This is a genomic window from Gordonia liuliyuniae (assembly GCF_021738805.1).
GTDB classification, from domain to species: Bacteria; Actinomycetota; Actinomycetes; order Mycobacteriales; family Mycobacteriaceae; genus Gordonia; species Gordonia liuliyuniae.
The window spans coordinates 46036-66106 of sequence record NZ_JAKKOR010000006.1 but is presented as its reverse complement, the minus strand read 5'-3'; the positions used below and the strand labels follow the sequence as shown (position 1 = coordinate 66106).

Below are 20071 nucleotides of genomic sequence, written 5' to 3'. Positions count from 1 at the left end.
ACGTCAAGGAGGCTTCTGGTCGTGATCGAGGAACTCGAAGCCGAATCGGTGCACATCTTCCGAGAGGTCGCGGCCACCTTCGAACGCCCCGTGATGCTGTTCTCCGGCGGCAAGGACTCCGTCGTGATGTTCCATCTCGCGCGCAAAGCGTTCTGGCCTGCGCCTGCCCCGTTCCCGCTCATGCACGTCGACACCGGACACAACTTCGACGAGGTGATCGAGTTCCGGGACCGCATCGTCGAACAGACCGGTGCTCGCCTCGTCGTCAGCAGCGTGCAGGACGACATCGATGCGGGGCGTGTCGTCGAACAGACCGGCCCCGGCACTTCGCGGAATCGGTTGCAGACCGCGGCGCTGCTCCGCGGCATCCGCGACGGCAAGTACGACGCGGTGTTCGGCGGCGCGCGCCGCGACGAGGAGAAGGCCCGCGCCAAGGAGCGCGTCTTCAGCTTTCGCGACTCGTTCGGCGCCTGGGATCCTCGCAACCAGCGGCCCGAACTGTGGAGCCTCTACAACGGGCGGCACGCGCGCGGCGAACACATCCGCGTGTTCCCGCTGAGCAACTGGACCGAACACGACATCTGGGAGTACATCGCCGCCGAACAGATCGACCTGCCGTCGATCTACTACGCGCACGAGCGCCCGGTGGTCCCGCGCGACGGGATGCTTCTCGCCGACACCCGGTTCCTCGAGAAGTATCCCGGCGAGACTGCGCACCTCGAGCGGGTCCGCTTCCGCACAGTCGGCGACGCGACCTGCACCGGATGTGTCGAGAGTGATGCCGACACCCCGGCGAAGGTGATCGCCGAAGTCGCCGCCACCCGAGTCACCGAACGCGGTGCGACGCGCGCCGACGACCGGATATCCGAAGCCGGGATGGAAGACCGCAAGAAGGAAGGCTACTTCTGATGACCGGCGACATGCTCCGCATCGCGACCGCAGGCAGCGTCGACGACGGGAAGTCGACGCTCATCGGTCGGCTGCTCTACGACTCGAAGTCGATCTTCACCGACCAACTCGAAGCGATCGAACGCACCAGTTCACAGCGCGGCGACGAGAGTGCGGACCTCGCGCTCCTCACCGACGGGTTGCGCGCTGAACGTGAACAGGGCATCACGATCGACGTCGCGTACCGGTACTTCTCCACGCCGGAACGCAAGTTCATCGTCGCCGACTCGCCCGGGCACGTGCAGTACACGCGGAACATGGTGACCGGTGCGTCGACGGCGGACCTCGCGATCATTCTCGTCGACGCGCGCAAAGGTGTGCTGGAGCAGACGCGGCGGCACGCGTTCCTGTCCTCGCTGCTGGGCATCCCGCACCTGACGGTGTGTGTCAACAAGATGGACCTGGTCGACTACTCGGAGGAACGCTACGACGAGATCGTCGCCGAGTTCACGGCGTTCGCGGCCAAACTGAACGTGACCGACGTGATGTTCATTCCGATCTCGGCGCTGCGCGGCGACAACGTCGTCGACCGGTCCGAGACGATGGGCTGGTACACGGGCCGCTCGCTGCTCGGGCATCTGGAGACCGTGCACATCGCGTCCGACAAGAACCTCATCGACGCGCGCTTCCCCGTCCAATACGTGATCCGGCCGCAACGCGCCGACGGTCTCGACCATCGGGCGTTCGCTGGCACGGTCGCGGGCGGTGGGCTCTCGGTGGGCGACAAGGTCGTCGCGCTGCCCGGCGGCTTCGGCACCGAGGTCGTCAAGATCTGGGGGCCGGGCGGCGCGGAGCGGTCGGAGGCGTCGGCAGGCGACGCCGTGTCGGTCGAGTTGGCCGATGAGATCGACATCGTCCGCGGCGACATGATCGTGCGGCCCGGCAACCGTCCGCACGTCGGCCGCGACCTCGACGCGATGGTCTGCTGGTTCTCCGAGACGCGCTCGCTGTCGGAAGGTGACACGTTCTGGATGCTGTGCGGCACCCGTGAGACGCGGGTGTCGGTGACCGGCATGAACTACCGGCTCGACGTCAACACACTGCACCGTGACGGCGCCGCAGACGAGTTGGAGCTCAACGAGATCGGCCGGATGACGCTGCACTGTCAGCAGCCGATGATGTTCGACGAGTATCGCCGCAACCGGCAGACCGGCAGTTTCATCCTGATCGACGAGGCGACCAACGCGACCGTCGCGGCGGGCATGATCGGCGCGCCCGTCGCCCACGATTCGAACGTCGTCTGGGAGGCCGGGAAGGTCACGCGCGAACACCGCGCGTACCGCGGTGCGACCATCTGGCTCACCGGGCTGTCCGGGTCGGGGAAGTCGACGATCGCCACCGAACTCGAACGACGACTCGTCGCCGAAGGCAGACCCGCATACCTGCTCGACGGCGACAATCTGCGACATGGGCTGAACGCCGATCTCGGGTTCAGCGACGACGACCGTCGCGAGAACATCCGGCGCACCGCCGAGGTCGCGTCGTTGTTCACCGACTCGGGAGCCGTCGCCCTCGTGTCGTTGATCAGCCCGTTCGCCGCCGAACGCCAGCGCGCGCGGGAAATCCATGCGGCCCGCGACCTCCCCTTCTTCGAGGTCTTCGTCGACACACCCCTCGACGACTGCGAGGCCCGCGACCCGAAGGGTCTGTACGCGAAGGCTCGCGCGGGCGAGATCGCACAGTTCACCGGCATCGACTCGCCGTACGAGCGCCCTGTGACCCCCGAGTTCGTGATCCGGCCGTCCGACGGCGGCCCCGCGGATATCGCCGAGATGATCCTGCAGCGTCTGGGGATGTAAGTCGCCGTGAATCCCGTTGCACAACGGTCGCTCAGCGACCGTTGTGCAACACTAATCGGCTCGCCGAGAGAGCGCGGCGCGCACATCGGCCGCGGTGAGCGTCATCAGATCGGCCTCCGACAGCGCGTCGACGTTGTTCGACGTGGCGAGACGGTGTTCGCGCTCCTCCTCGGCGGCCTCGATCAGGTTCCGGACGTGGCGGCCGTTGCCTGCGACGTCGATGGCGCGGCGGGTGCCGATCGACGTGGTGCACAGCCTCTCGAACGATGCTTCCAACACCTGGTAGGCATCGGCGGCCAGCCGGGAGTCGCGGCCGGCCGCCATCGATTCGGCGATCCGCACCAGTTCGCTCGGCGAGTACGAGTCGAACCGGATCCGGCGCGCGAACCGGGACGCCAGACCCTCATTGGCAGCCAATAGGCGATCGATCTCGTCGTCGTAGCCGGCGATCACCACGACTAGCCGATCCCGGTCGTTCTCCATTCGGGCGAGCAGCGTGTCGAGGGCTTCGCGGCCGAACGCGTCGCCGCCGGAGAGTCCCTCCTGGATCAGGGTGTACGCCTCGTCGATGAACAAGACACCGTCCAATGCCGAGTCGATCACTGCCGACGTCTTGGGCGCCGTCGACCCGAGATGCTCGCCGACGAGATCGCCTCGGCTGACTTCGACGACGGTATCGGTGGCGAGGATCCCGAGGCCGCGATACATGCGCGCGATGACGCGTGCGACTGTCGTCTTCCCCGTTCCCGGCGGGCCCGTGAAGGTGAGATGCAGGCTGCGCGGTGCGGTCCGCAGCCCTTTCGAAGCACGCAGATCGGCGAGCAGCACAGACGAGCGCAGGCGTTCCACCTGTTCTTTGACTGCAGCCAAACCAACTTGGGATGCGAGCTCGGTGTCGGCGGCCGCAAGGTCTGCGTGCCGATCGACGACCGCAGGTGCGGATTCCTCGTCTGGAACGTCGATCACCAAACGGTACGACGGGTCGTCCAGTGCGCGCCGTGCATCGGATAGACGAGGATCGAGCGCGTACGCCTCCTGAAAGCACGCTCTCGCCGCAGCTTCGTCACCCCGCGTGCGCTGGGCCATCCCGATGGCGAACGTTGCCGCCGCGCGTGCGTTGTCGAGACCACTGTCCCGGGTCGCCGACAGGAGGCGGACGCCCTCGTCGAACATGCCGAGCTGGATGCACGCCGTCCCCGCCACATACTCGGCCGCGGCCATCAGCACGGGGTCGGCCCACGAGTCTCGGGCGGCCAGCGCGCCGAGTGCGGCCCGCCACTCTCCGGCCCTGAGATGCAGCACACCGCGGCAGTAGCCGATCACCGGTTCGTCGGCGGTCGAGTCCAGGGTCCGTCGCGCGCCGTCGAGGTCGCCGCCATCGATCAGCGACGAAGCGTATGCGGCGGCGGCACGGTCGGCCGTCGTGATCGGGTAATCGACGAACAGGCCGACAGGCGCCAGCCCGGCGAGTGCTCCGCGCGGCAGGCCGACCCGCCGCTGCTGCACCCCGATGCTGTCGTGGGCGCGATGCAGGCCGAAGAGGGTGGAGCCGGAACGGTCGCCCGCGGCGAGCCGCCCCAACCAGGCGTCGCCCATCGTCGGATCGATCTCGCTGGCGCGCGTGAACGCGGCGAGCGCACGGTCCTGGTCGGGTGGATCGTCGCAGACCAGGTGGCCGAGCGCCGCCATGCCTGCGTCGAAGAGTCGTCGGGCGTCACCGACTGCGATGCGCTGCCTCGTGCTTGTCATCTGGTCCCCCCGAACCTCGACACGGTGCAGCGACTCTAACCCTCCGGACCTCGCCGATATCAGATTTTCACGAGTATTGCCGGACTCGATGGCCAGTCTGATCGACGTCCTTTTTGTCGGGAACAGGCAGTAGCGTCGACGTCCTACCTCGGTAGGCCGATCGAGAGACCCGGGTGACGGGCCGAGCACTCCGCGCCCTCGCATAGACTGTCCGGTGTGAGCGCCCAGGTAGATACCGTTTCCCACGCCGCCGAATCCCCCGACACCGCGCAGCCGTACGCCGAGCTGGGTCTGAAGGACGACGAGTACACACGTATTCGCGAGATCCTGGGCCGCCGCCCGACCGACGCCGAGCTGGCGATGTACTCGGTGATGTGGTCCGAGCACTGCAGCTACAAGTCGTCGAAAAAGCATCTGCGGTACTTCGGCGAGACCACCACCGACGAGATGCGGGCCGGGATGCTCGCGGGCATCGGCGAGAACGCAGGCGTCGTCGACGTGGGCGACGGCTGGGCCGTCACGTTCAAGGTCGAGTCGCACAACCACCCGAGTTACGTGGAGCCCTACCAGGGCGCGGCGACCGGCGTCGGCGGCATCGTGCGCGACATCATGGCGATGGGCGCACGGCCGATCGCGGTGATGGACCAGCTGCGCTTCGGCGCTGCCGACGCGCCGGACACGCGGCGCGTCGTGGATGGCGTGGTGCGCGGCGTCGGCGGCTACGGCAACTCGCTCGGCCTGCCGAACATCGGCGGCGAGACCGTCTTCGACGCCAGCTACCAGGGCAACCCCCTCGTCAACGCGCTGTGCGCGGGCGTCCTCCGCACCGAAGACCTGCACCTGGCGTTCGCGTCGGGCACGGGCAACAAGATTATCCTGTTCGGCGCTCGCACAGGTCTCGACGGCATCGGCGGAGTGTCGGTGCTCGCATCCGAGACGTTCGACGACTCCGATGACGCGGGGCCGTCGCGCAAGAAGCTGCCGAGCGTCCAGGTCGGCGACCCGTTCACCGAGAAGGTCCTCATCGAGTGCTGTCTGGATCTGTACCGCGAAGGCCTCGTCGTCGGCATCCAGGATCTCGGCGGCGCAGGTCTGTCGTGTGCCACGAGCGAGCTCGCGGCCGCGGGTGACGGCGGCATGCGTATCGACCTCGAGCAGGTGCCGATGCGCGCCGAGGGCATGACGCCCGCCGAGGTCCTCTCCAGCGAGTCGCAGGAGCGCATGTGTGCGGTCGTGACTCCGGAGAACGTCGACAAGTTCATGGACGTGTGCCGCAAGTGGGACGCGCTGGCCACGGTGATCGGTGAGGTCACCGACGGTGACAACCTCGAAATCATGTGGCACGGCGAGACCGTCGTCGATGTGCCGCCGCGCACCGTCGCCCACGACGGACCGGTGTACGACCGTCCGCTGGCCCGCCCGGACTGGCAGGACGAGGTCGTCGCGTCGACCACGGCCGGACTCACTCGTCCCGAGTCCGGCGATGAACTGCGCGCGACGTTCCTGAAGATGCTGGCCAGCCCGGCGCTGTGCAGTCGCAAGTTCATCACCGAGCAGTACGACCGCTATGTCCGCGGCAACACGGTTCTCGCCGAACATGCCGACTCGGGCATGATCCGCATCGACGAACAGACCGGCCGAGGCGTCGCGATCTCGACCGACGCGTCGGGCCGCTACACCTACCTCGATCCGTACACCGGCGCGCAGCTCGCGCTCGCCGAGGCTTTCCGCAACGTCGCCGTGTCCGGCGCGGCGCCCGCGGCGGTCACCAACTGCCTCAACTTCGGCTCGCCGGAGGATCCCGCCGTCATGTGGCAGTTCAGCCAGGCCGTGCGTGGCCTCGCCGACGGATGCGCCGAACTCGGCATCCCGGTAACCGGCGGCAACGTCAGCTTCTACAACCAGACCGGCAGCACCGCGATCCTGCCGACGCCGGTGGTCGGTGTGCTCGGCGTCATCGATGACGTGCGACGTCGCATCCCGACCGGGATCGGCACCGAACCGGGGGAGACGCTCATTCTGATGGGCGACACGCTCGACGAGTTCGACGGCTCGGTCTGGGCGCAGGTGGAGCATGATCATCTCGGCGGCGTCCCGCCGAAGGTCGACCTCAAGCGTGAGCGGCTGCTCAGCGACATCTTGATCGCCGCGTCGCGCGACGGTCTGGTCTCCGCGGCGCACGATCTCTCCGAGGGTGGTCTGATCCAGGCCGTCGCCGAAGCGGCGCTCGCGGGCGAGACCGGCTGCCGGGTCCTGTTGCCCGAGGGGGTCGACCCGTTCGTGTGGTTGTTCTCCGAGTCGACGGGACGCGTCCTTGTCGCGGTGCCGCGGACCGAGGAGTCGCGGTTCACCGGCATGCTGACCGCGCGTTCGATGCCGTGGACTCGTATCGGCGTCGTCGACCAGGGCAGCGACGAGCTCGAGGTCCAGGACCAGTTCGCGGTGAAGCTCGACGAGCTCCGCGACGTCCACGAGGGGACGCTGCCGAGACTATTCGGCTGATCCGACGACGATCGAGGGCCGGGCAGTCGACACGTCTGTCGTTCGAACGTACGGCTCTCGATCGTGGGTGGTGTCGGCGGTTACGATCAGTCGACGTTGACCGCACTCGGTGGTCAGACGACGAGGGGAAGACATGACGAACCCGCCCGGAGACCACGGCGACCCCACATCGGGGGGCGACCCGAACGCCGAGCCGGACCCGTTTGCCGAGACGCAGTTCGGGCAGACGCCCAACTTCAAGAAGGAACCCCAACAGCCGGAGACACAGCAGCCGGGGACACCGCAGCCGGGGACACCGCAGCCGGGGACGCCGCAGCGGGGGACCCAGCAGCCGGGGACACCGCAGCCGGGCTTCGGACAGTCGGCGCCCGGGCAGCAGCATTTCGATGCAGCGTCTCAAACCCCAGGCAACCCGTACCCCGGCAGCCCGTATCCGACGAACCCGTATCCGGCCAGCCCGACGGGCAACGCGGGACCGGTGCCGGCGAACAGTCTCGTCTCGGCGATCCTCGTGACCGTCATCGGTTTCGTCGGAACCTGTTTCACCTGCTTGAGCCTGGTGGCCGGCATCTTCGGCATCGTCGCAATCGTGAAGGCAAATGCGGTGGCCGGTCAATGGCAGCGGGGTGACACGCTCGGCGCTCAGCGTTCGGCCGACGAAGCGAAGAAGTACTCGACCTATGGGTGGATCGCGATCGGCGTGTCCATCGCGCTCTGGGTCATCATGATGATCGTGTTGATGGCCACCCACACTTCTGCCGGCTACTACGACTTCAGCTGATCGCGGACTGACCATCTAACGACCCCGCCGCACTCGGCGCACGACGAAAGACTCCTATGACCACGCCGCAGAACCCGGACGGTTTCGGGCAGGACCCGTTCAACAAGCCCGACTCGGGCCAGCCCCAATACGGCCCGCAATACGGTCAGCCCCAATACGGTCAACCCCAATACGGTCAACCCCAGTACGGCCAACCCCAGTACGGGCAGAACCCGTATCAGGGTGGACCCCCCGGTATGGAGCCCGACAACAACCTGGTGTGGGCCATCCTGAGCACCGTGCTGTGCTGCTTGCCGTTGGGCATCGTCTCGATTGTAAAGTCGACGTCCGTCGGCAAACTGTGGGCGATGGGCGACTACGCCGGCGCTCAGCAGGCGGCCGACGACGCCAAGAAGTTCGCCATGTGGAGTGCGATCGCCGCCGTCGCGTGGTGGGTGATCTTCGTGATCTTCTACGCCGTGGTCATCGCGGCTGCTGTCTCGAACACTGCGTAGGACATGAGCGTCGCCGTAGGGACCGCCGACCGTGTGCTGGGGACCGTGCAAACGGTCTCCCGGCACAGGGTCGCCGGTCCCGCGTCGGTTTTCGTCGGCGTGGCGGTGGCCGGGACCCTCGTCTGGTTCGCTGATCCGACCACGCCGGGCGGAATCATTCCGCCGTGTCCGACGAACGCACTGCTGCACATCAACTGTCCGGGGTGTGGGGCCTCGCGCGCGGTGTACTGCCTGCTGCACGGCGATCTCGGCGGCGCATTGCACTACAACGCGGTCGGCGTCGTCGCCCTCGCGTTCCTGGCCGTCGCTTTCGTCACGTACACCGTCGGGCTGTGGCGTGGACGCCGGGTGCGCGGCTGGCAGCAGTGGCGATACACGCCGGTGACAGTGCTCGTGGTGACACTCGTCTGGTTCCTCATCCGAAATATTCCGATCTCACCGTTCGACAGTTTGAAAGTGTGACCCGACTTGACTACCCCTGATGATCCGTCCGGCCAGCCGTCGAACGACGAGGACTGGACCGCGTACGAGCCGACGCAGGTCGGCACCCCGAAACCCGATCTGACCAAGCGCGACGTTCCGGCGCCCGCGGAGTCGGCGACGAACGGGCCACCCGCGTACGAGCCGACGCAGACCACTCCGACGCCACCGCCGCTGCCCGAGCCGGGATTTGCCCAGCCGGGATTTGCCCAGCCGGGATTTGCCCAGCCGGGATATGCCCAGCCAGGATATGCCCAGCCAGGATATGCCCAGCCGGGGTACTCGGAGCAGGCTTATGCTCAGCCGCCGGTCGTCGCGCCGGGGCCGTACGGTGCGGCGTACCCGTATCCAGGACAGCAGTTCGGGGCTGCACAACCGGGGCCCGCGCCGCAGACCGGGCAGATCTCGTCGATCGTCGCGCTCGTGTTCGGCGGCATTCTGACCGTGAGCTGTTACGGCACGCTGATCGGTATCGCACCCCTCGTGCTGGGCATCATCGGCCTGACGAAAGCGAACTCCGTCGGTCGTCTCTGGTTCGCGGGGCAGACTGCCGAAGCCTCGCAGGCCGCGGAGTCGTCGAAGAAGGCCGCGATGTGGGCGTGGATCAGCCTGGGCATCGGCGTGGTCCTCGCGATCATCGTGATCATCATTCTCGTCGTGTGGGCGGTCAACAACGATCCCTCACCGGATACGACGTACACGTACGACACCTGATCGGTGTCCAGCCGCGTCCTGCGGTAGGTCAGTAAACGCCTGCGCTGAGCGTCCGCGCGTAATTCACGCGGTTGTTCAAATCCATCACGACGGCCCGAGATCCAGCCGGGATCATCGTCGTGTAGCTGCCTGCGGCGGTGTTGACCGTCACCTGGACGCTGCCGGTGGTGCGCTCTTCCTTCGCTAGAAGAAACAGCAGGCTCAGCGCGCACACCAGGAAGAACCCGAGGATCGCGCAGATGATCGCCCACTGGGGGATCTCCTGCTTCGTGTACGTCGTGTCCTGCAGGCTCCACTGCGCGCCTTGGACGGGGAAGATCCCGGCCGGAGTGATGATCTGCGTCTGCGTCACTTGGATGTCGTTGATCACGACCAGGGGAGGCGACACGCTCGGGCCCATCGGGAAACTCATGGATGGAATCTAACCACGCGTCGACCAGCCTGGTTCGCACCGCGATCGGACACCTGTCCAGTCAATCGACCACGAGACTCGGTGATGGCCTTTAGCGTGGGGGCATGACTCTACGCGTAGTGGAATGGTCCACCGGAACTGTCGGACGGCACGCGATCGTCGGAATCGACGCTCACCCGGATCTCGAACTCGTCGGGGTGTGGGTGTCCGATCCGGCGAAGGTCGGGAAGGACGCGGGACGCCTCGCCGGACTCGACCGTGACCTCGGTGTCCTGGCAACGAACGACCGCGACGCGCTGTTCGCGTTGAAACCCGACGCGATCGTGCACACGGCGATGACAGACGACCGGATCGTCGAGGCGATCGCCGACCTCACGTCTTTCGTCGAGGCCGGGATCAACGTGGTCTCGTCCGGGCCTGTCCTGCTGCAGTTCCCGTACGGCGTGATGCCTGACGCGATGATCGGGCCGATCGAGGACGCCGCCCGCAGGGGCGGCGCGAGCCTGCACGTGAACGGCATCGATCCGGGCTTCGCGAACGACGTCCTGCCATTGTCTATGACGAGCCTGTCGCAGCAGATCGACGAGGTGCGGTGCATGGAGATCGCCGACTACTCGACCTACTATCAGCCCGTCGTGATGGGCGACCTGTTCGGTTTCGGCAAACCGATGGACCATCAGTCGATGCTTCTGACACCCGGCGTCCTGTCGATGGGGTGGGGCAGCGTCGTGCGGCAGATCGCGAAGGGACTGGACATCACGCTCGACGAGCCGCTCGTCGAACGCGTCGAGAAGGTCGCCGCCGACCGCGATATCGACACAGTGTCTGTGAAGATTCCCGAGGGGACGCTCGCCGCTCTCCACTTCGAAGTGGTCGGACAGGTCGACGGTGTTGACCGCGTCGTCCTTGAGCACTACACGCGTACCAGCGCCGACCAGTGCCCGGACTGGCCGCGGCCCGACTCCGGTGACGGCTCGTATCGCATCGAGATCCACGGGGAACCGTTCATGCGCGTGGAGATGACGCATCACGGCCGCGACGGCGACCACAATGTGTCGGGCATGATCGTCACCGCGCAGCGGCTCGTGAACGCGGTGTCCGCCGTCGTCGACGCCGAGCCGGGCCTCGTCACCGCCCTCGATCTGCCGCTGGTCACCGGGCGCGGCCTCGTGACGCGGTAGCGGAGTTCACGGCGCGACGACGACTGATGCGGTTGCGGCTTACAGCGGCCAGCTGTGGACGGGCTCGCCCTCGTGCATGAGGGTCGTGTAATCGGCGAGCATCCCGTGCAGTGCCTGCCTGCGGCTCTCGCCCGCGTCCTCGCGGGCCTTCACAGCGCGCCGCTGCCACACCGATCCGGTCTGCCTGGTGGCGCATCGTCCTTCGATGACGCCGAGGTAGCGGCGCCGAGCCTTCTCCGACACCCCGAACGATGTCAGCCCCTTCTCGGCGAGCGGAAGCAACCGCCGAAGGGCGAGTTCGTCGGGGCTCACCCAACCGATGTTCGGCCAGTACAGCTGCGCGTCGAAACCCCACTGGGCGCCCGCCGCGAGGTTCTCGCGCGCCGCGTCGAACGACATCTGTGACCACAGGGGACGATCGGCCTCGACGAGGCCGCGCACCACCCCGTAGTAGAAGGCGGCGTTCGCCATCACGTCGACGACCGTCGGCCCGGCGGGCAGCACACGGTTCTCCACCCGGAGATGTGCGTGGCCGTCGATGACGTCGTACACGGGCCGATTCCAGCGGTAGACGGTTCCGTTGTGCAGGCGCAACTCGGTGAGTTCCGGAGCCCGGCCCGCGTCGAGTTCGGCAAGTGGATCGACGTCGGTCGACACGGGCAGCAGGGCGGGGAAGTAGCGGGTGTTCTCCTCGAAGAGATCGAAGATCGTGGTGATCCACCGTTCGCCGAACCAGACTCGCGGTCGGACTCCCTGATTGCGTAACTCGAGCGGTCGAGTGTCGGTCGCCTGCTCGAACACGGGGATCCGCGTCTCATGCCAGAGTGCTCGTTCGGCAAGAAACGGCGAGTTTCCGGCCAACGCGACCTGGACTCCGGCGATCGACTGGGCAGCGTTCCAGTGGGCGGCGAAGTCTTCGGGCGCGACGCGCAGGTGCAGCTGCAATGATGTGCACGCGGCTTCCGGGAGGATGGAGTCCGACGTCGTCGCCAGGCGTTCCGGTGACGTCCGCGCCGACAGCGGTACACCGGCGATGTCGAGTTCGAGGTCCTCGCCGCGCGCCGCGAAGATCTGCTCGTTGAGGACGCTGTAGCGCTGGTTCGTCGAGATCCACTGGTGCGTGAAGTGTTCGCGCCGGAGCGTCGGCAGCATGCCGATCATCACCAGGTGGTTCCCGGTCGACGCCGCACGCGCCTCCGCCCGATTCAGTGACGTCCTCAGCGTCTGCTCGAGACTCACCGTGTCCCCGCCGACGAACGGTCGAGGCGACACGTTGATCTCGACGTTGAACTGGCCGAGTTCAGTCTGGAAGTCGGGGTCGGCGATCGCTTCGAGCACGGTGGTGTTCGCCATCGCGGGTTCGGCGTCGGCGCCGATGAGATTGAGTTCGACTTCCATCCCGAGAAGCGGTTCAGGCGGTCGGCCGTGGTCGGTGAACAGTCCATCCGTCAGCATCCGGGCGATCGCGTCGGTGCCTCGCGACACCTGCGACCGGAACCGGACGCGATCGGATCCGCTGAACTTCTGTTGGCTCACTTCAGCGCCCATGGGTTCATGGTGCCTGAAAATGCCGAACGAGTTCATTGGATAGGTGCAACCGCAGATCCCCGCCACTGTGGATACCGGGGAGTTCATCCACAGATCGCGGTGATCGGCGGTCAAGCGGGGACACCGACCTCGCCCGTCGGTGACGCTAACCGGCATGATCACGATTCCGTCCGGCGTGTACCGGACTCGGCAACTGGCAGATCTGGTCGGTCGCACCGGGCTTCGAGCGATGCTGACATCCGGTGACGCCCGTCTGCTCCGCTTCGGCTGGTACGAGGTCGGCACGGGGCGTCGCGACGAAGTCGAAGCGGTGCGGCGGCGTCCTCAGCTGCGTGAGCGCACTTCGCCGACACGGTGTGTGGGTGCCCGACCACCACGACGTGCATGTGCGCGGGAACTCGTCGGCGGTCCGGACCCAGCCGGGGCCGTTCTGTCGCGAGTTTCGTCGTCCGTCGCCGGAAGGTCCTGCGGCCGTCGACGACCTCGACATCGTGGTCCGTCATGCCGCGCGATGTCTCGATGACGAGGGCACTGTTGTCGTGTTCGACTCGATCCTCAACAAACAGCTCATGTCGTGGGACGAACTGCAGTACCAGTTCCGCGATGCGCCGGAGTACATGCACGGTCGGCTCGCCAAGTGCGACGGCGCGGCCGACTCGGGGCCGGAGACGATGGCGCGACTCCGGCTGCGGCGCCAGAACATCAAACTGCGCGTTCAAGTGAAGATCGACGGGCTCGGCACGGTCGACATGCTGGTCGGCAAGTACCTGATCATCGAGATCGACGGTTGGGAGTGGCACAGCGGTAGGCGCCAGTTCCAGAAGGATCGGACCCGCGATGCGATCGCCCACGAACTGGGCTACTGCCCGCTGCGGTTTACCTACGACGACATCGTGTTCGACTGGGACAAGACGAACGCGAGAATCCTCACCGCAATCCGTGCGGGTGCGCACCTTCGGTCGTTCCTTCCGGGCATTGAGGAGGGTGCGTGACGTCAGATTCCCCGCGCAGCGCCGACATCGTCCGTACCGCCGACGGTGATCCCTCACGGGGAATCTGAGGTCACGGCTCACTACAATCGACCCATGCTGACCGCCGACCTCCACACGCACACTCGTTTCTCGGACGGGACTGACACGCCGGAGGAGTTGCTGACCGCGGCACGGGGAGCCGGACTGACGACGGTCGGGCTGACCGATCACGACACGGCCGCCGGATGGGATCAGGCCGCCGAACACGTCCCGACCGGAATGCGCGTGCTTCCGGGGGCGGAGTTCTCCACCAAGCACCCGGGGCCGGACGGAGCGCTGGTCTCGGTCCACCTGCTCGGCTACCTGTTCGACCGCCAGCATCCTCGGATCACCGCCGAGTGGCAGCGGATCGTCGACGAGCGCACCAGTCGCGGAGCGCGGATCGTCGAGAGCCTGGTGGACGCCGGGTACCCGATCAACATCGATGACGTCCGCGAGAAGGCGGGCCGCGGCAACATCGGGCGACCGCACATCGCTCGCGCCTTGATCGACGCAGGTGTCATCGGCACTGTCGGGGAGGCGTTCGACGGACTCTTGGAAGACGGCGGACCGCACCACGTCTCGCTGCGGTCGACGTCGCTGATCGGGGGCATCGAGATGATCGTCGCGGCGGGCGGCGTTCCCGTGATCGCCCACCCGCGCGCGAGGGGCGCGGCAGCGATCCTCACTGGACCCGTCCTCGAATCGCTCGTCGAAGCCGGACTCGCCGGACTCGAAGTCCGTCACCCCGACCACGACGACGCCGCCCGTGCGGAACTCGTCGGGATCGCGACCGACCTCGACCTGCTCCAGACCGGGTCGAGCGACTATCACGGCGGCAACAAGACGCTGCGCATCGGCCAGGAGCGGACCGACGACGACGTCGTCGAACAGATCATCGAGCGGGGCGCCACCGCGCCGTTCGTCGGATAGAGCGATGGCACCCAACGACAAGGTCGACCCTGCTCAGACGCGTGCGGCGGTCCTCGCCGTCGCCGACTGGCTGCGCGACGAGACCCTTCCACCGCCGCCGCGGCAGGCACTCGCCGCAGCGGTCCGGACGACGGCGCGCACCGTCGGACAGGACGCGCCAGGCAACTCCGTGGAACTGCGCGTCCCGCCGTTCGTCGCAGTCCAGTGCATCGAGGGTGTTCGCCACACACGCGGGACACCGCCGAACGTCGTCGAGACGACGCCACGGCAGTGGCTGCTCCTGGCGACCGGCCTCGAATCGTTCGACGATGCCGTCGACGCGCACCGCGTCAGCGTGTCCGGACACCGGGCTGGCGACGTCGCCGCCCACCTCCCGGTGGTCCCGCTGCGGCGGTGAGCCGGAAGCCGGAGCGTTCAGTACGCCTTCATCTCGGTGCCGCACTGGCCGGTGGTCACGCGCTTGGCATCCACTGCGCTGGTGTTGGAGACGTTCGCCTGGAACGTGATCCGGCCGACACCGGTCTTCACGCCCGGGAACGTCACGGTGTTGGTGGGGCCGACGACCCGCTTCGACCACTGCTCGCCGCCGTTGCGGCCGGTGTCGAGATTCGCCCAGGTGAATGAGACGTGCTGCCGGTAGCCGACGACGGATACCGCATCGGTCCGCACCTTCATCGTCATCTTCCCGTTGCCGCCCGCGCTCGCCTCGAAGACCGAGTTCGCTTGGAGAGGCAGCGGCGCGACGTTGGGGTTCAGGTAGGCCATCGTGCAGGTGGTCGCGGGCGTCGCGGACGCTTGCCCGGCGCCGACGGCCGGTGCGACGACGACGCCGACTCCGACCGCCGTGATCGCCAATATCGCGGATCGTGATTTCATCAATAGTCCCCTCCCAACGGTGTTGCGGCCGCGGCATCTGCAGGGCCGCATACCCTATGTCGTCGATCACACGTGGATCGTTAGTCTGCACACGTCGGGGCCGGAAGGTTTTCCCAAGTCGCCCCTCGGTAAGTACCCTTGGGGTACGCCCGTCCAGCCCACGACTTGGAGCGTCGCCTCGTGACTGATCTGTCGATCAACTCCCGCAATCTGCTCGCAGCCCAGCAACCAGACGAAGTCGAGAACGAGCCGCGCGAGGAGTGCGGCGTCTTCGGCGTTTGGGCACCGGGCGAGGACGTCGCCAAGCTCACCTATTACGGCTTGTACGCGTTGCAGCATCGCGGGCAGGAAGCCGCGGGCATCGCCGTCGGCGATGGCGCGCAGGTCCTCGTGTTCAAGGACCTCGGCCTCGTCAGCCAGGTGTTCGACGAGCAGACCCTCGCCTCGATGGTCGGACACGTCGCGATCGGACACTGCCGCTATTCGACGACCGGATCGACGACCTGGGAGAACTCGCAGCCGATCTTCCGGCACACCGACGCGGGCAGCGGGGTGGCGCTCGGTCACAACGGCAACCTCGTCAACACCGCGGAACTCGCGTCTCGCGCTCGCGAGCTCGGCGTGTACGGACCGCGCACCACGGCCACCTCCGACTCCGACGTCGTCGGGGCGCTCCTCGCGCACGGCGCCGCGGACAAGACGCTCGAGCAGGCGGCCGTCGACCTGCTGCCGACCCTCAAGGGTGCGTTCTGCCTCACCTTCCAGGACGAGAGCACGCTGTACGCGGCGCGTGACCCGCACGGTATCCGTCCGCTCTCGCTCGGCCGACTCGACCGCGGGTGGGTCGTCGCCTCGGAGACCGCGGCGTTCGACATCGTCGGCGCGTCGTTCGTCCGCGACATCGAGCCCGGTGAGCTCCTCGCCATCGACAGCAACGGCGTCCGCAGCACCCGGTTCGCCGAGCCGACGCCGAAGCTGTGCATCTTCGAGCACGTCTACTTGGCACGCCCGGACAGCGTGATCCACGGACGCTCGGTGCATTCGACGCGTGTCGACATCGGCCGCAGTCTGGCCCGCGAACAGCCCGCCGAAGGCGACCTCGTGATCCCGGTGCCCGAATCGGGTACGCCTGCGGCCGTCGGCTTCGCGCAGGAATCGGGGATCCCGTACGGCCAGGGCCTGATGAAGAACGCCTACGTCGGCCGCACGTTCATCCAGCCGTCGCAGACCATCCGTCAGCTCGGCATCCGCCTCAAGTTGAATCCGCTCCGCGAGGTGATCCGCGGCAAGAAGCTCGTCGTGGTCGACGACTCGATCGTTCGTGGCAACACCCAGCGCGCCCTCATTCGGATGCTGCGGGAAGCCGGAGCCGTCGAAGTGCACGTCCGTATCGCGTCGTCGCCGGTCCGCTGGCCGTGCTTCTACGGCATCGACTTCGCTTCGCCCGCCGAACTCATCGCCAACGGCATGGAGTCCGAGGAGAACATGGTCGACGGTGTGCGCCAGGCGATCGGCGCCGACAGCCTCGGCTACATCAGTGTCGAAGGCATGGTCGAGGCGACCGGCGAGAAGTCGTCGGACCTGTGCGCGGCATGCTTCGACGGCACCTACCCGATCGAGCTGCCGACCGAGACAGCGATGGGCAAAGCGGTGCTCGAGACCATGATGTCGACGTCGCAGGGCACAGCTCCCGATTCGTTGATCGCGAAGAACGATAACGTCAGCGCGGTAATGCGCCCCTGACCGCCGATCGCGGAGAGAGATTTAACCTCGCACTCAGGTAGCGTGAGTGCGTTGACCATGGCGACGGTCGGTGCTCGACCACGCCTTTAGCGAGTGTGTAGGAGAAGCACCACCATGACGGACGGGGCTGCCGACCAGGCATCCGGGAATGCAGCGGGCGGTGCGTCGTACGCAGCGGCCGGTGTGGACATCGACGCGGGCGAACGCGCAGTGCAGTTGTTCGCGCCGCACGCAAAACGGGCGACGCGCCCGGAGGTCATGGGCGGGCTCGGCGGTTTCGCGGGCCTGTTCTCCCTGAAGGGTGACTACCGCGAGCCGGTCCTCGCCGCGTCGAGCGACGGCGTCGGCACGAAGCTCGCTGTCGCCCAGGCGATGGGCGTGCACGACACGGTCGGTCGAGACCTGGTCGCGATGGTCGTCGACGACCTGGTCGTCTGCGGCGCGCAGCCGTTGTTCCTGCAGGACTACATCGCTGTCGGCAAGGTGATCCCCGAAATGGTCGCCGACATCGTGAAGGGCATCGCGGACGGCTGCGTCGACGCGGGCTGTGCGCTGCTGGGCGGCGAGACCGCGGAACACCCGGGTGTCATGGAAGACACCCACTACGACATCTCGGCGACCGGTGTCGGCGTCGTCGAAGCCGATTCGATCCTCGGGCCCGACCGCGTCCGTCCGGGCGACGTCGCGATCGCGATGGGGTCGTCGGGCCTCCATTCGAACGGGTACTCGCTGGCACGGAAGGTGCTCCTGGAGTGGGGTCACCTGGACCTCGGCGGCCACGTCGAAGAGTTCGATCGTACGCTCGGGGAGGAACTCCTCGAACCGACCCGCATCTACGCCAAGGACTGTCTGGCGCTCGCCGCAGAGACCGAGGTCCGGACCTTTGCGCACGTCACCGGCGGCGGTCTCGCCGACAACCTGGGCCGTGTCCTCCCGGCCGGTCTCGAAGCGGTCCTCGAACGCAGCTCGTGGACGCCTGCCCCGATCTTCTCGATGATCGCTCAGCGCGGTCGCGTCGAGCGCGCCGAGATGGAGCGCACCTTCAACATGGGGGTTGGCATGGTCGCGATCGTCGCTCCCGAAGACACCGACCGCGCGCAGGCGATCCTCACCGCCCGCCACGTCGACAACTGGGTCCTCGGTTCGGTCAAGCGCGCAGACGACGCTGGACCCGGATCCGCGCGTCTCGTCGGAGACCACGCGCGTTTCTGACGACAACAAGTCCGCCGATCCGTGCCAGATGGTGGCACAGATCGGCGGACTTTGTTCGTTGAGTGGGAACTCAGTCAGCGAAGCGAGTGGTGGGACCTCGTCAGCTCATGCGTGCCGAGGTCGTTCGCCGTAGCGCGTCAGGCGTGTCGCCACTCGTCTTCAGAGTCCCGGCTGTCCTCATCCGACCAGGTGTCGGTGAACGTGTGTTCACCACTGCCACCGGACAACTCACGCTGCAAGCTGTCGAAGTCGGTGTTTTGGGTGGAGTACTTCAGCTGACGTGCAACCTTCGTCTGCTTTGCCTTAGCCCGGCCGCGGCCCATTCGGGACCCCCTCGCACAATGACGGGGCGGCCATCGTGGTGGCGGCCCCGTTCTATTCGTTAGTAGTTCTCGTACTGACAGTCTAGCGCGCGGACGCAATTAAGTCTCCTCGCGTCGGGCCGAGAACGCCGCGAGAGGCATCACATGACGTGTCTCACAAGGTCAGGAGCGTCCTCGAAGCCGATCCTGAGCGGCCCGCCCGGCAGGGACCGTGTCGTCTGAGATGTACCGATCGCCGTCGATCCGAGCGGCCGTCCCGGATGCGGGGTCGCCGGCGATCAGGTCTGCATCGGCCGGGACGGAGCGTTTCACCAGGGCCAGCGCGATGGGGCCGAGCTCGAAGTGGTCGACGACGGTGCCGACGCGACCGACGGTCCGCCCCCCTGCCGACACCGGGTCGCCGGTCGCCGGCCGTGCGTCGGAACTGCCGTCGAGGTGGAGGAGGACGAGCCGTCGAGGCGCCCGGCCGATGTTCGCCACCCGCGACACGGTCTCCTGTCCGCGGTAGCAGCCCTTGTCGAGGTGGACCGCTCCCTGCTCCTGTGGGCCGCCGATCCACTCGGCCTCGTGGGGGATGGTGCGTTCGTCGGTGTCGAGGTGGAGTCGGGCCCGGCCAGCAGCGACGCGCAGTGCTTCGAAGGCCCACGCGCCTGCGGGGTGAGCGCCCGCGGTCGTCAGTTCCTTCCACCAGCGGGGGATGTCGTCGCGCGGGACGACCAGGTCGACGACGGGCGTCGTGCGCCCCTCGCCGATCGGCGGCATCACACGCCAGAAACCGAGCGGTTCGTCGTCGTGGTGGAGTTCGGGCAGATTCCCGGCCGTGTAGACGTCGGCGTCGGCCGGGATGTCGAGGAGTTCGGCGATCGCCCCGGACCGCACCTGCGGTCCGACGAGGGTCAGCACCGTCATATCGGTGCGCAGGGCCGGTGTGACCTGCGCCCAGAACACCATCTTCGCTAGGAAATCGTGCAGCGGGACGCTGCGTTCGGCTCCAGTGTCGAGCCACGTGACCTCGTCGACGTCCGTCAGGACGAAGTGGTCTTCGACGCGGCCGTTCAGATCCAGCGACAGGTTCTCCGCGCTGCGGCGGTCCGGGAGGTCCGACACGTGCTGCGAGGAGATCGTGTGCAGCCACGTGAGCCGCTCGGGGCCGGCGAGTTCGATCACGCCGCGATCGCTGCGGTCGACGACCGAAGCTGTCCGGGACGCGGCACGTTGCTCACCGAGCGGATCACCGTAATGCCACGCGACGCCGGGACTCGGATCGCCGTCGGGCGTCGGAACGGCTCCGGACGTCGAGGAGAGGATGGGAGAGCGGGCGGGCTGAACTGAATCCGCGGACATGCCGTCAGTCTACGGTGGACGA

The 20071-nt window shown here is 67.1% G+C and carries 19 protein-coding genes; 13 read left to right on the top strand and 6 right to left on the bottom strand.

Going from position 1 to position 20071, the window contains the following annotated elements; genetic code table 11:
- The first annotated feature begins 21 nt into the window (after window positions 1–21).
- Both cysD and cysC read left to right on the top strand, forming a co-directional pair.
- Window positions 22–909: a sulfate adenylyltransferase subunit CysD gene (cysD, locus tag L5G33_RS08360; RefSeq protein WP_236997716.1), complete on the top strand. Its 888-nt coding sequence runs from the start codon at window positions 22–24 to the stop codon at window positions 907–909.
- Window positions 909–2747 (top strand): adenylyl-sulfate kinase, encoded by a 1839-nt coding sequence (gene cysC, locus L5G33_RS08355; protein WP_236997715.1) that lies wholly within the window; start codon window positions 909–911, stop codon window positions 2745–2747. The genes cysD and cysC overlap by 1 nt, the downstream gene beginning before the upstream one ends.
- Before the next feature lie 51 nt (window positions 2748–2798).
- On the opposite strand, the gene eccA is transcribed toward cysC, so the two are convergent.
- Window positions 2799–4496, bottom strand: a complete 1698-nt coding sequence (gene eccA / locus L5G33_RS08350; RefSeq protein ID WP_236997714.1) for a type VII secretion AAA-ATPase EccA — start codon at window positions 4494–4496, stop codon at window positions 2799–2801.
- A gap of 216 nt (window positions 4497–4712) precedes the next feature.
- Between eccA and purL the strand changes: the two genes are divergently transcribed.
- The 5 genes from purL to L5G33_RS08325 all read left to right on the top strand — a co-directional run bounded on the left by purL (window position 4713) and on the right by L5G33_RS08325 (window position 9467).
- Window positions 4713–6998 carry a phosphoribosylformylglycinamidine synthase subunit PurL gene (gene purL, locus L5G33_RS08345; RefSeq protein WP_236997713.1) on the top strand — a complete coding sequence of 762 codons (2286 nt, stop codon included), beginning with the start codon at window positions 4713–4715 and terminating at the stop codon, window positions 6996–6998.
- Window positions 6999–7131: 133 nt separating this feature from the next.
- Complete coding sequence (locus L5G33_RS08340) at window positions 7132–7779, top strand: CD225/dispanin family protein (protein WP_236997712.1); 648 nt, start codon at window positions 7132–7134, stop codon at window positions 7777–7779.
- 56 nt (window positions 7780–7835) lie between these two features.
- A complete protein-coding gene (locus L5G33_RS08335) occupies window positions 7836–8273 on the top strand; it encodes a CD225/dispanin family protein (RefSeq protein WP_236997711.1) in 438 nt (145 codons plus the stop codon).
- 3 nt (window positions 8274–8276) lie between these two features.
- Window positions 8277–8735: a DUF2752 domain-containing protein gene (locus L5G33_RS08330; RefSeq protein WP_236997710.1), complete on the top strand. Its 459-nt coding sequence runs from the start codon at window positions 8277–8279 to the stop codon at window positions 8733–8735.
- A gap of 6 nt (window positions 8736–8741) precedes the next feature.
- Window positions 8742–9467, top strand: a complete 726-nt coding sequence (locus L5G33_RS08325; protein ID WP_236997709.1) for a CD225/dispanin family protein — start codon at window positions 8742–8744, stop codon at window positions 9465–9467.
- A gap of 28 nt (window positions 9468–9495) precedes the next feature.
- On the opposite strand, the gene L5G33_RS08320 is transcribed toward L5G33_RS08325, so the two are convergent.
- Window positions 9496–9879 (bottom strand): hypothetical protein, encoded by a 384-nt coding sequence (locus L5G33_RS08320; protein ID WP_236997708.1) that lies wholly within the window; start codon window positions 9877–9879, stop codon window positions 9496–9498.
- Window positions 9880–9983: 104 nt separating this feature from the next.
- Here L5G33_RS08320 and L5G33_RS08315 point away from each other — a divergent pair, with 104 nt between their 5' ends.
- A complete protein-coding gene (locus L5G33_RS08315) occupies window positions 9984–11060 on the top strand; it encodes an NAD(P)H-dependent amine dehydrogenase family protein (protein ID WP_236997707.1) in 1077 nt (358 codons plus the stop codon).
- 39 nt (window positions 11061–11099) lie between these two features.
- Here the strand turns inward: L5G33_RS08315 and L5G33_RS08310 are convergent, their stop codons facing one another.
- On the bottom strand, window positions 11100–12608 hold the full coding sequence (locus L5G33_RS08310) for a glutamate-cysteine ligase family protein (RefSeq protein ID WP_236997706.1): 1509 nt from the start codon (window positions 12606–12608) through the stop codon (window positions 11100–11102).
- Window positions 12609–12940: 332 nt separating this feature from the next.
- Between L5G33_RS08310 and L5G33_RS19400 the strand changes: the two genes are divergently transcribed.
- The 3 genes from L5G33_RS19400 (at window position 12941) to L5G33_RS08295 (ending at window position 14948) form a co-directional block, all read left to right on the top strand.
- Window positions 12941–13600 carry an endonuclease domain-containing protein gene (locus L5G33_RS19400; RefSeq protein ID WP_236997705.1) on the top strand — a complete coding sequence of 220 codons (660 nt, stop codon included), beginning with the start codon at window positions 12941–12943 and terminating at the stop codon, window positions 13598–13600.
- Between the two features lie 93 nt (window positions 13601–13693).
- The gene (locus L5G33_RS08300; RefSeq protein ID WP_236997704.1) at window positions 13694–14551 is read left to right on the top strand and encodes a PHP domain-containing protein; all 858 of its coding nucleotides are present in this window, start codon (window positions 13694–13696) and stop codon (window positions 14549–14551) included.
- Between the two features lie 4 nt (window positions 14552–14555).
- Window positions 14556–14948, top strand: a complete 393-nt coding sequence (locus tag L5G33_RS08295) for a sterol carrier family protein (protein WP_236997703.1) — start codon at window positions 14556–14558, stop codon at window positions 14946–14948.
- Window positions 14949–14965: 17 nt separating this feature from the next.
- Here L5G33_RS08295 and L5G33_RS08290 read toward each other — a convergent pair whose 3' ends face one another.
- Window positions 14966–15427, bottom strand: coding sequence for a hypothetical protein (locus L5G33_RS08290; protein WP_236997702.1), 462 nt, complete (start codon window positions 15425–15427; stop codon window positions 14966–14968).
- Window positions 15428–15607: 180 nt separating this feature from the next.
- Between L5G33_RS08290 and purF the strand changes: the two genes are divergently transcribed.
- Entirely contained in the window at window positions 15608–17170 is a 1563-nt protein-coding gene (purF, locus tag L5G33_RS08285) for an amidophosphoribosyltransferase (RefSeq protein WP_236997701.1), read from the top strand.
- A 114-nt stretch (window positions 17171–17284) separates the two neighbouring features.
- Window positions 17285–18382: a phosphoribosylformylglycinamidine cyclo-ligase gene (gene purM / locus L5G33_RS08280; protein ID WP_236997700.1), complete on the top strand. Its 1098-nt coding sequence runs from the start codon at window positions 17285–17287 to the stop codon at window positions 18380–18382.
- Window positions 18383–18519: 137 nt separating this feature from the next.
- Here purM and L5G33_RS08275 read toward each other — a convergent pair whose 3' ends face one another.
- Window positions 18520–18705, bottom strand: a complete 186-nt coding sequence (locus L5G33_RS08275) for a DUF3073 domain-containing protein (RefSeq protein WP_236997699.1) — start codon at window positions 18703–18705, stop codon at window positions 18520–18522.
- A gap of 162 nt (window positions 18706–18867) precedes the next feature.
- The gene (gene ygfZ, locus L5G33_RS08270; protein WP_236997698.1) at window positions 18868–20049 is read right to left on the bottom strand and encodes a CAF17-like 4Fe-4S cluster assembly/insertion protein YgfZ; all 1182 of its coding nucleotides are present in this window, start codon (window positions 20047–20049) and stop codon (window positions 18868–18870) included.
- Between the last annotated feature and the right edge of the window lie 22 nt (window positions 20050–20071).

What these genes read in the sequence shown, in the direction of transcription:
- L5G33_RS08335 (WP_236997711.1), top strand. Translation starts at nt 7,836, where the DNA reads ATGACCACGCCGCAGAACCCGGACGGTTTCGGGCAGGACCCGTTCAAC.
- ygfZ (WP_236997698.1), bottom strand. Translation starts at nt 20,049, where the DNA reads ATGTCCGCGGATTCAGTTCAGCCCGCCCGCTCTCCCATCCTCTCCTCG.
- L5G33_RS08300 (WP_236997704.1), top strand. Translation starts at nt 13,694, where the DNA reads ATGCTGACCGCCGACCTCCACACGCACACTCGTTTCTCGGACGGGACT.
- L5G33_RS08330 (WP_236997710.1), top strand. Translation starts at nt 8,277, where the DNA reads ATGAGCGTCGCCGTAGGGACCGCCGACCGTGTGCTGGGGACCGTGCAA.
- L5G33_RS08275 (WP_236997699.1), bottom strand. Translation starts at nt 18,705, where the DNA reads ATGGGCCGCGGCCGGGCTAAGGCAAAGCAGACGAAGGTTGCACGTCAG.
- L5G33_RS08295 (WP_236997703.1), top strand. Translation starts at nt 14,556, where the DNA reads ATGGCACCCAACGACAAGGTCGACCCTGCTCAGACGCGTGCGGCGGTC.
- L5G33_RS08340 (WP_236997712.1), top strand. Translation starts at nt 7,132, where the DNA reads ATGACGAACCCGCCCGGAGACCACGGCGACCCCACATCGGGGGGCGAC.
- L5G33_RS08310 (WP_236997706.1), bottom strand. Translation starts at nt 12,608, where the DNA reads ATGGGCGCTGAAGTGAGCCAACAGAAGTTCAGCGGATCCGATCGCGTC.
- eccA (WP_236997714.1), bottom strand. Translation starts at nt 4,496, where the DNA reads ATGACAAGCACGAGGCAGCGCATCGCAGTCGGTGACGCCCGACGACTC.
- purM (WP_236997700.1), top strand. Translation starts at nt 17,285, where the DNA reads ATGACGGACGGGGCTGCCGACCAGGCATCCGGGAATGCAGCGGGCGGT.
- L5G33_RS08315 (WP_236997707.1), top strand. Translation starts at nt 9,984, where the DNA reads ATGACTCTACGCGTAGTGGAATGGTCCACCGGAACTGTCGGACGGCAC.
- L5G33_RS08320 (WP_236997708.1), bottom strand. Translation starts at nt 9,879, where the DNA reads ATGAGTTTCCCGATGGGCCCGAGCGTGTCGCCTCCCCTGGTCGTGATC.
- cysC (WP_236997715.1), top strand. Translation starts at nt 909, where the DNA reads ATGACCGGCGACATGCTCCGCATCGCGACCGCAGGCAGCGTCGACGAC.
- L5G33_RS08290 (WP_236997702.1), bottom strand. Translation starts at nt 15,427, where the DNA reads ATGAAATCACGATCCGCGATATTGGCGATCACGGCGGTCGGAGTCGGC.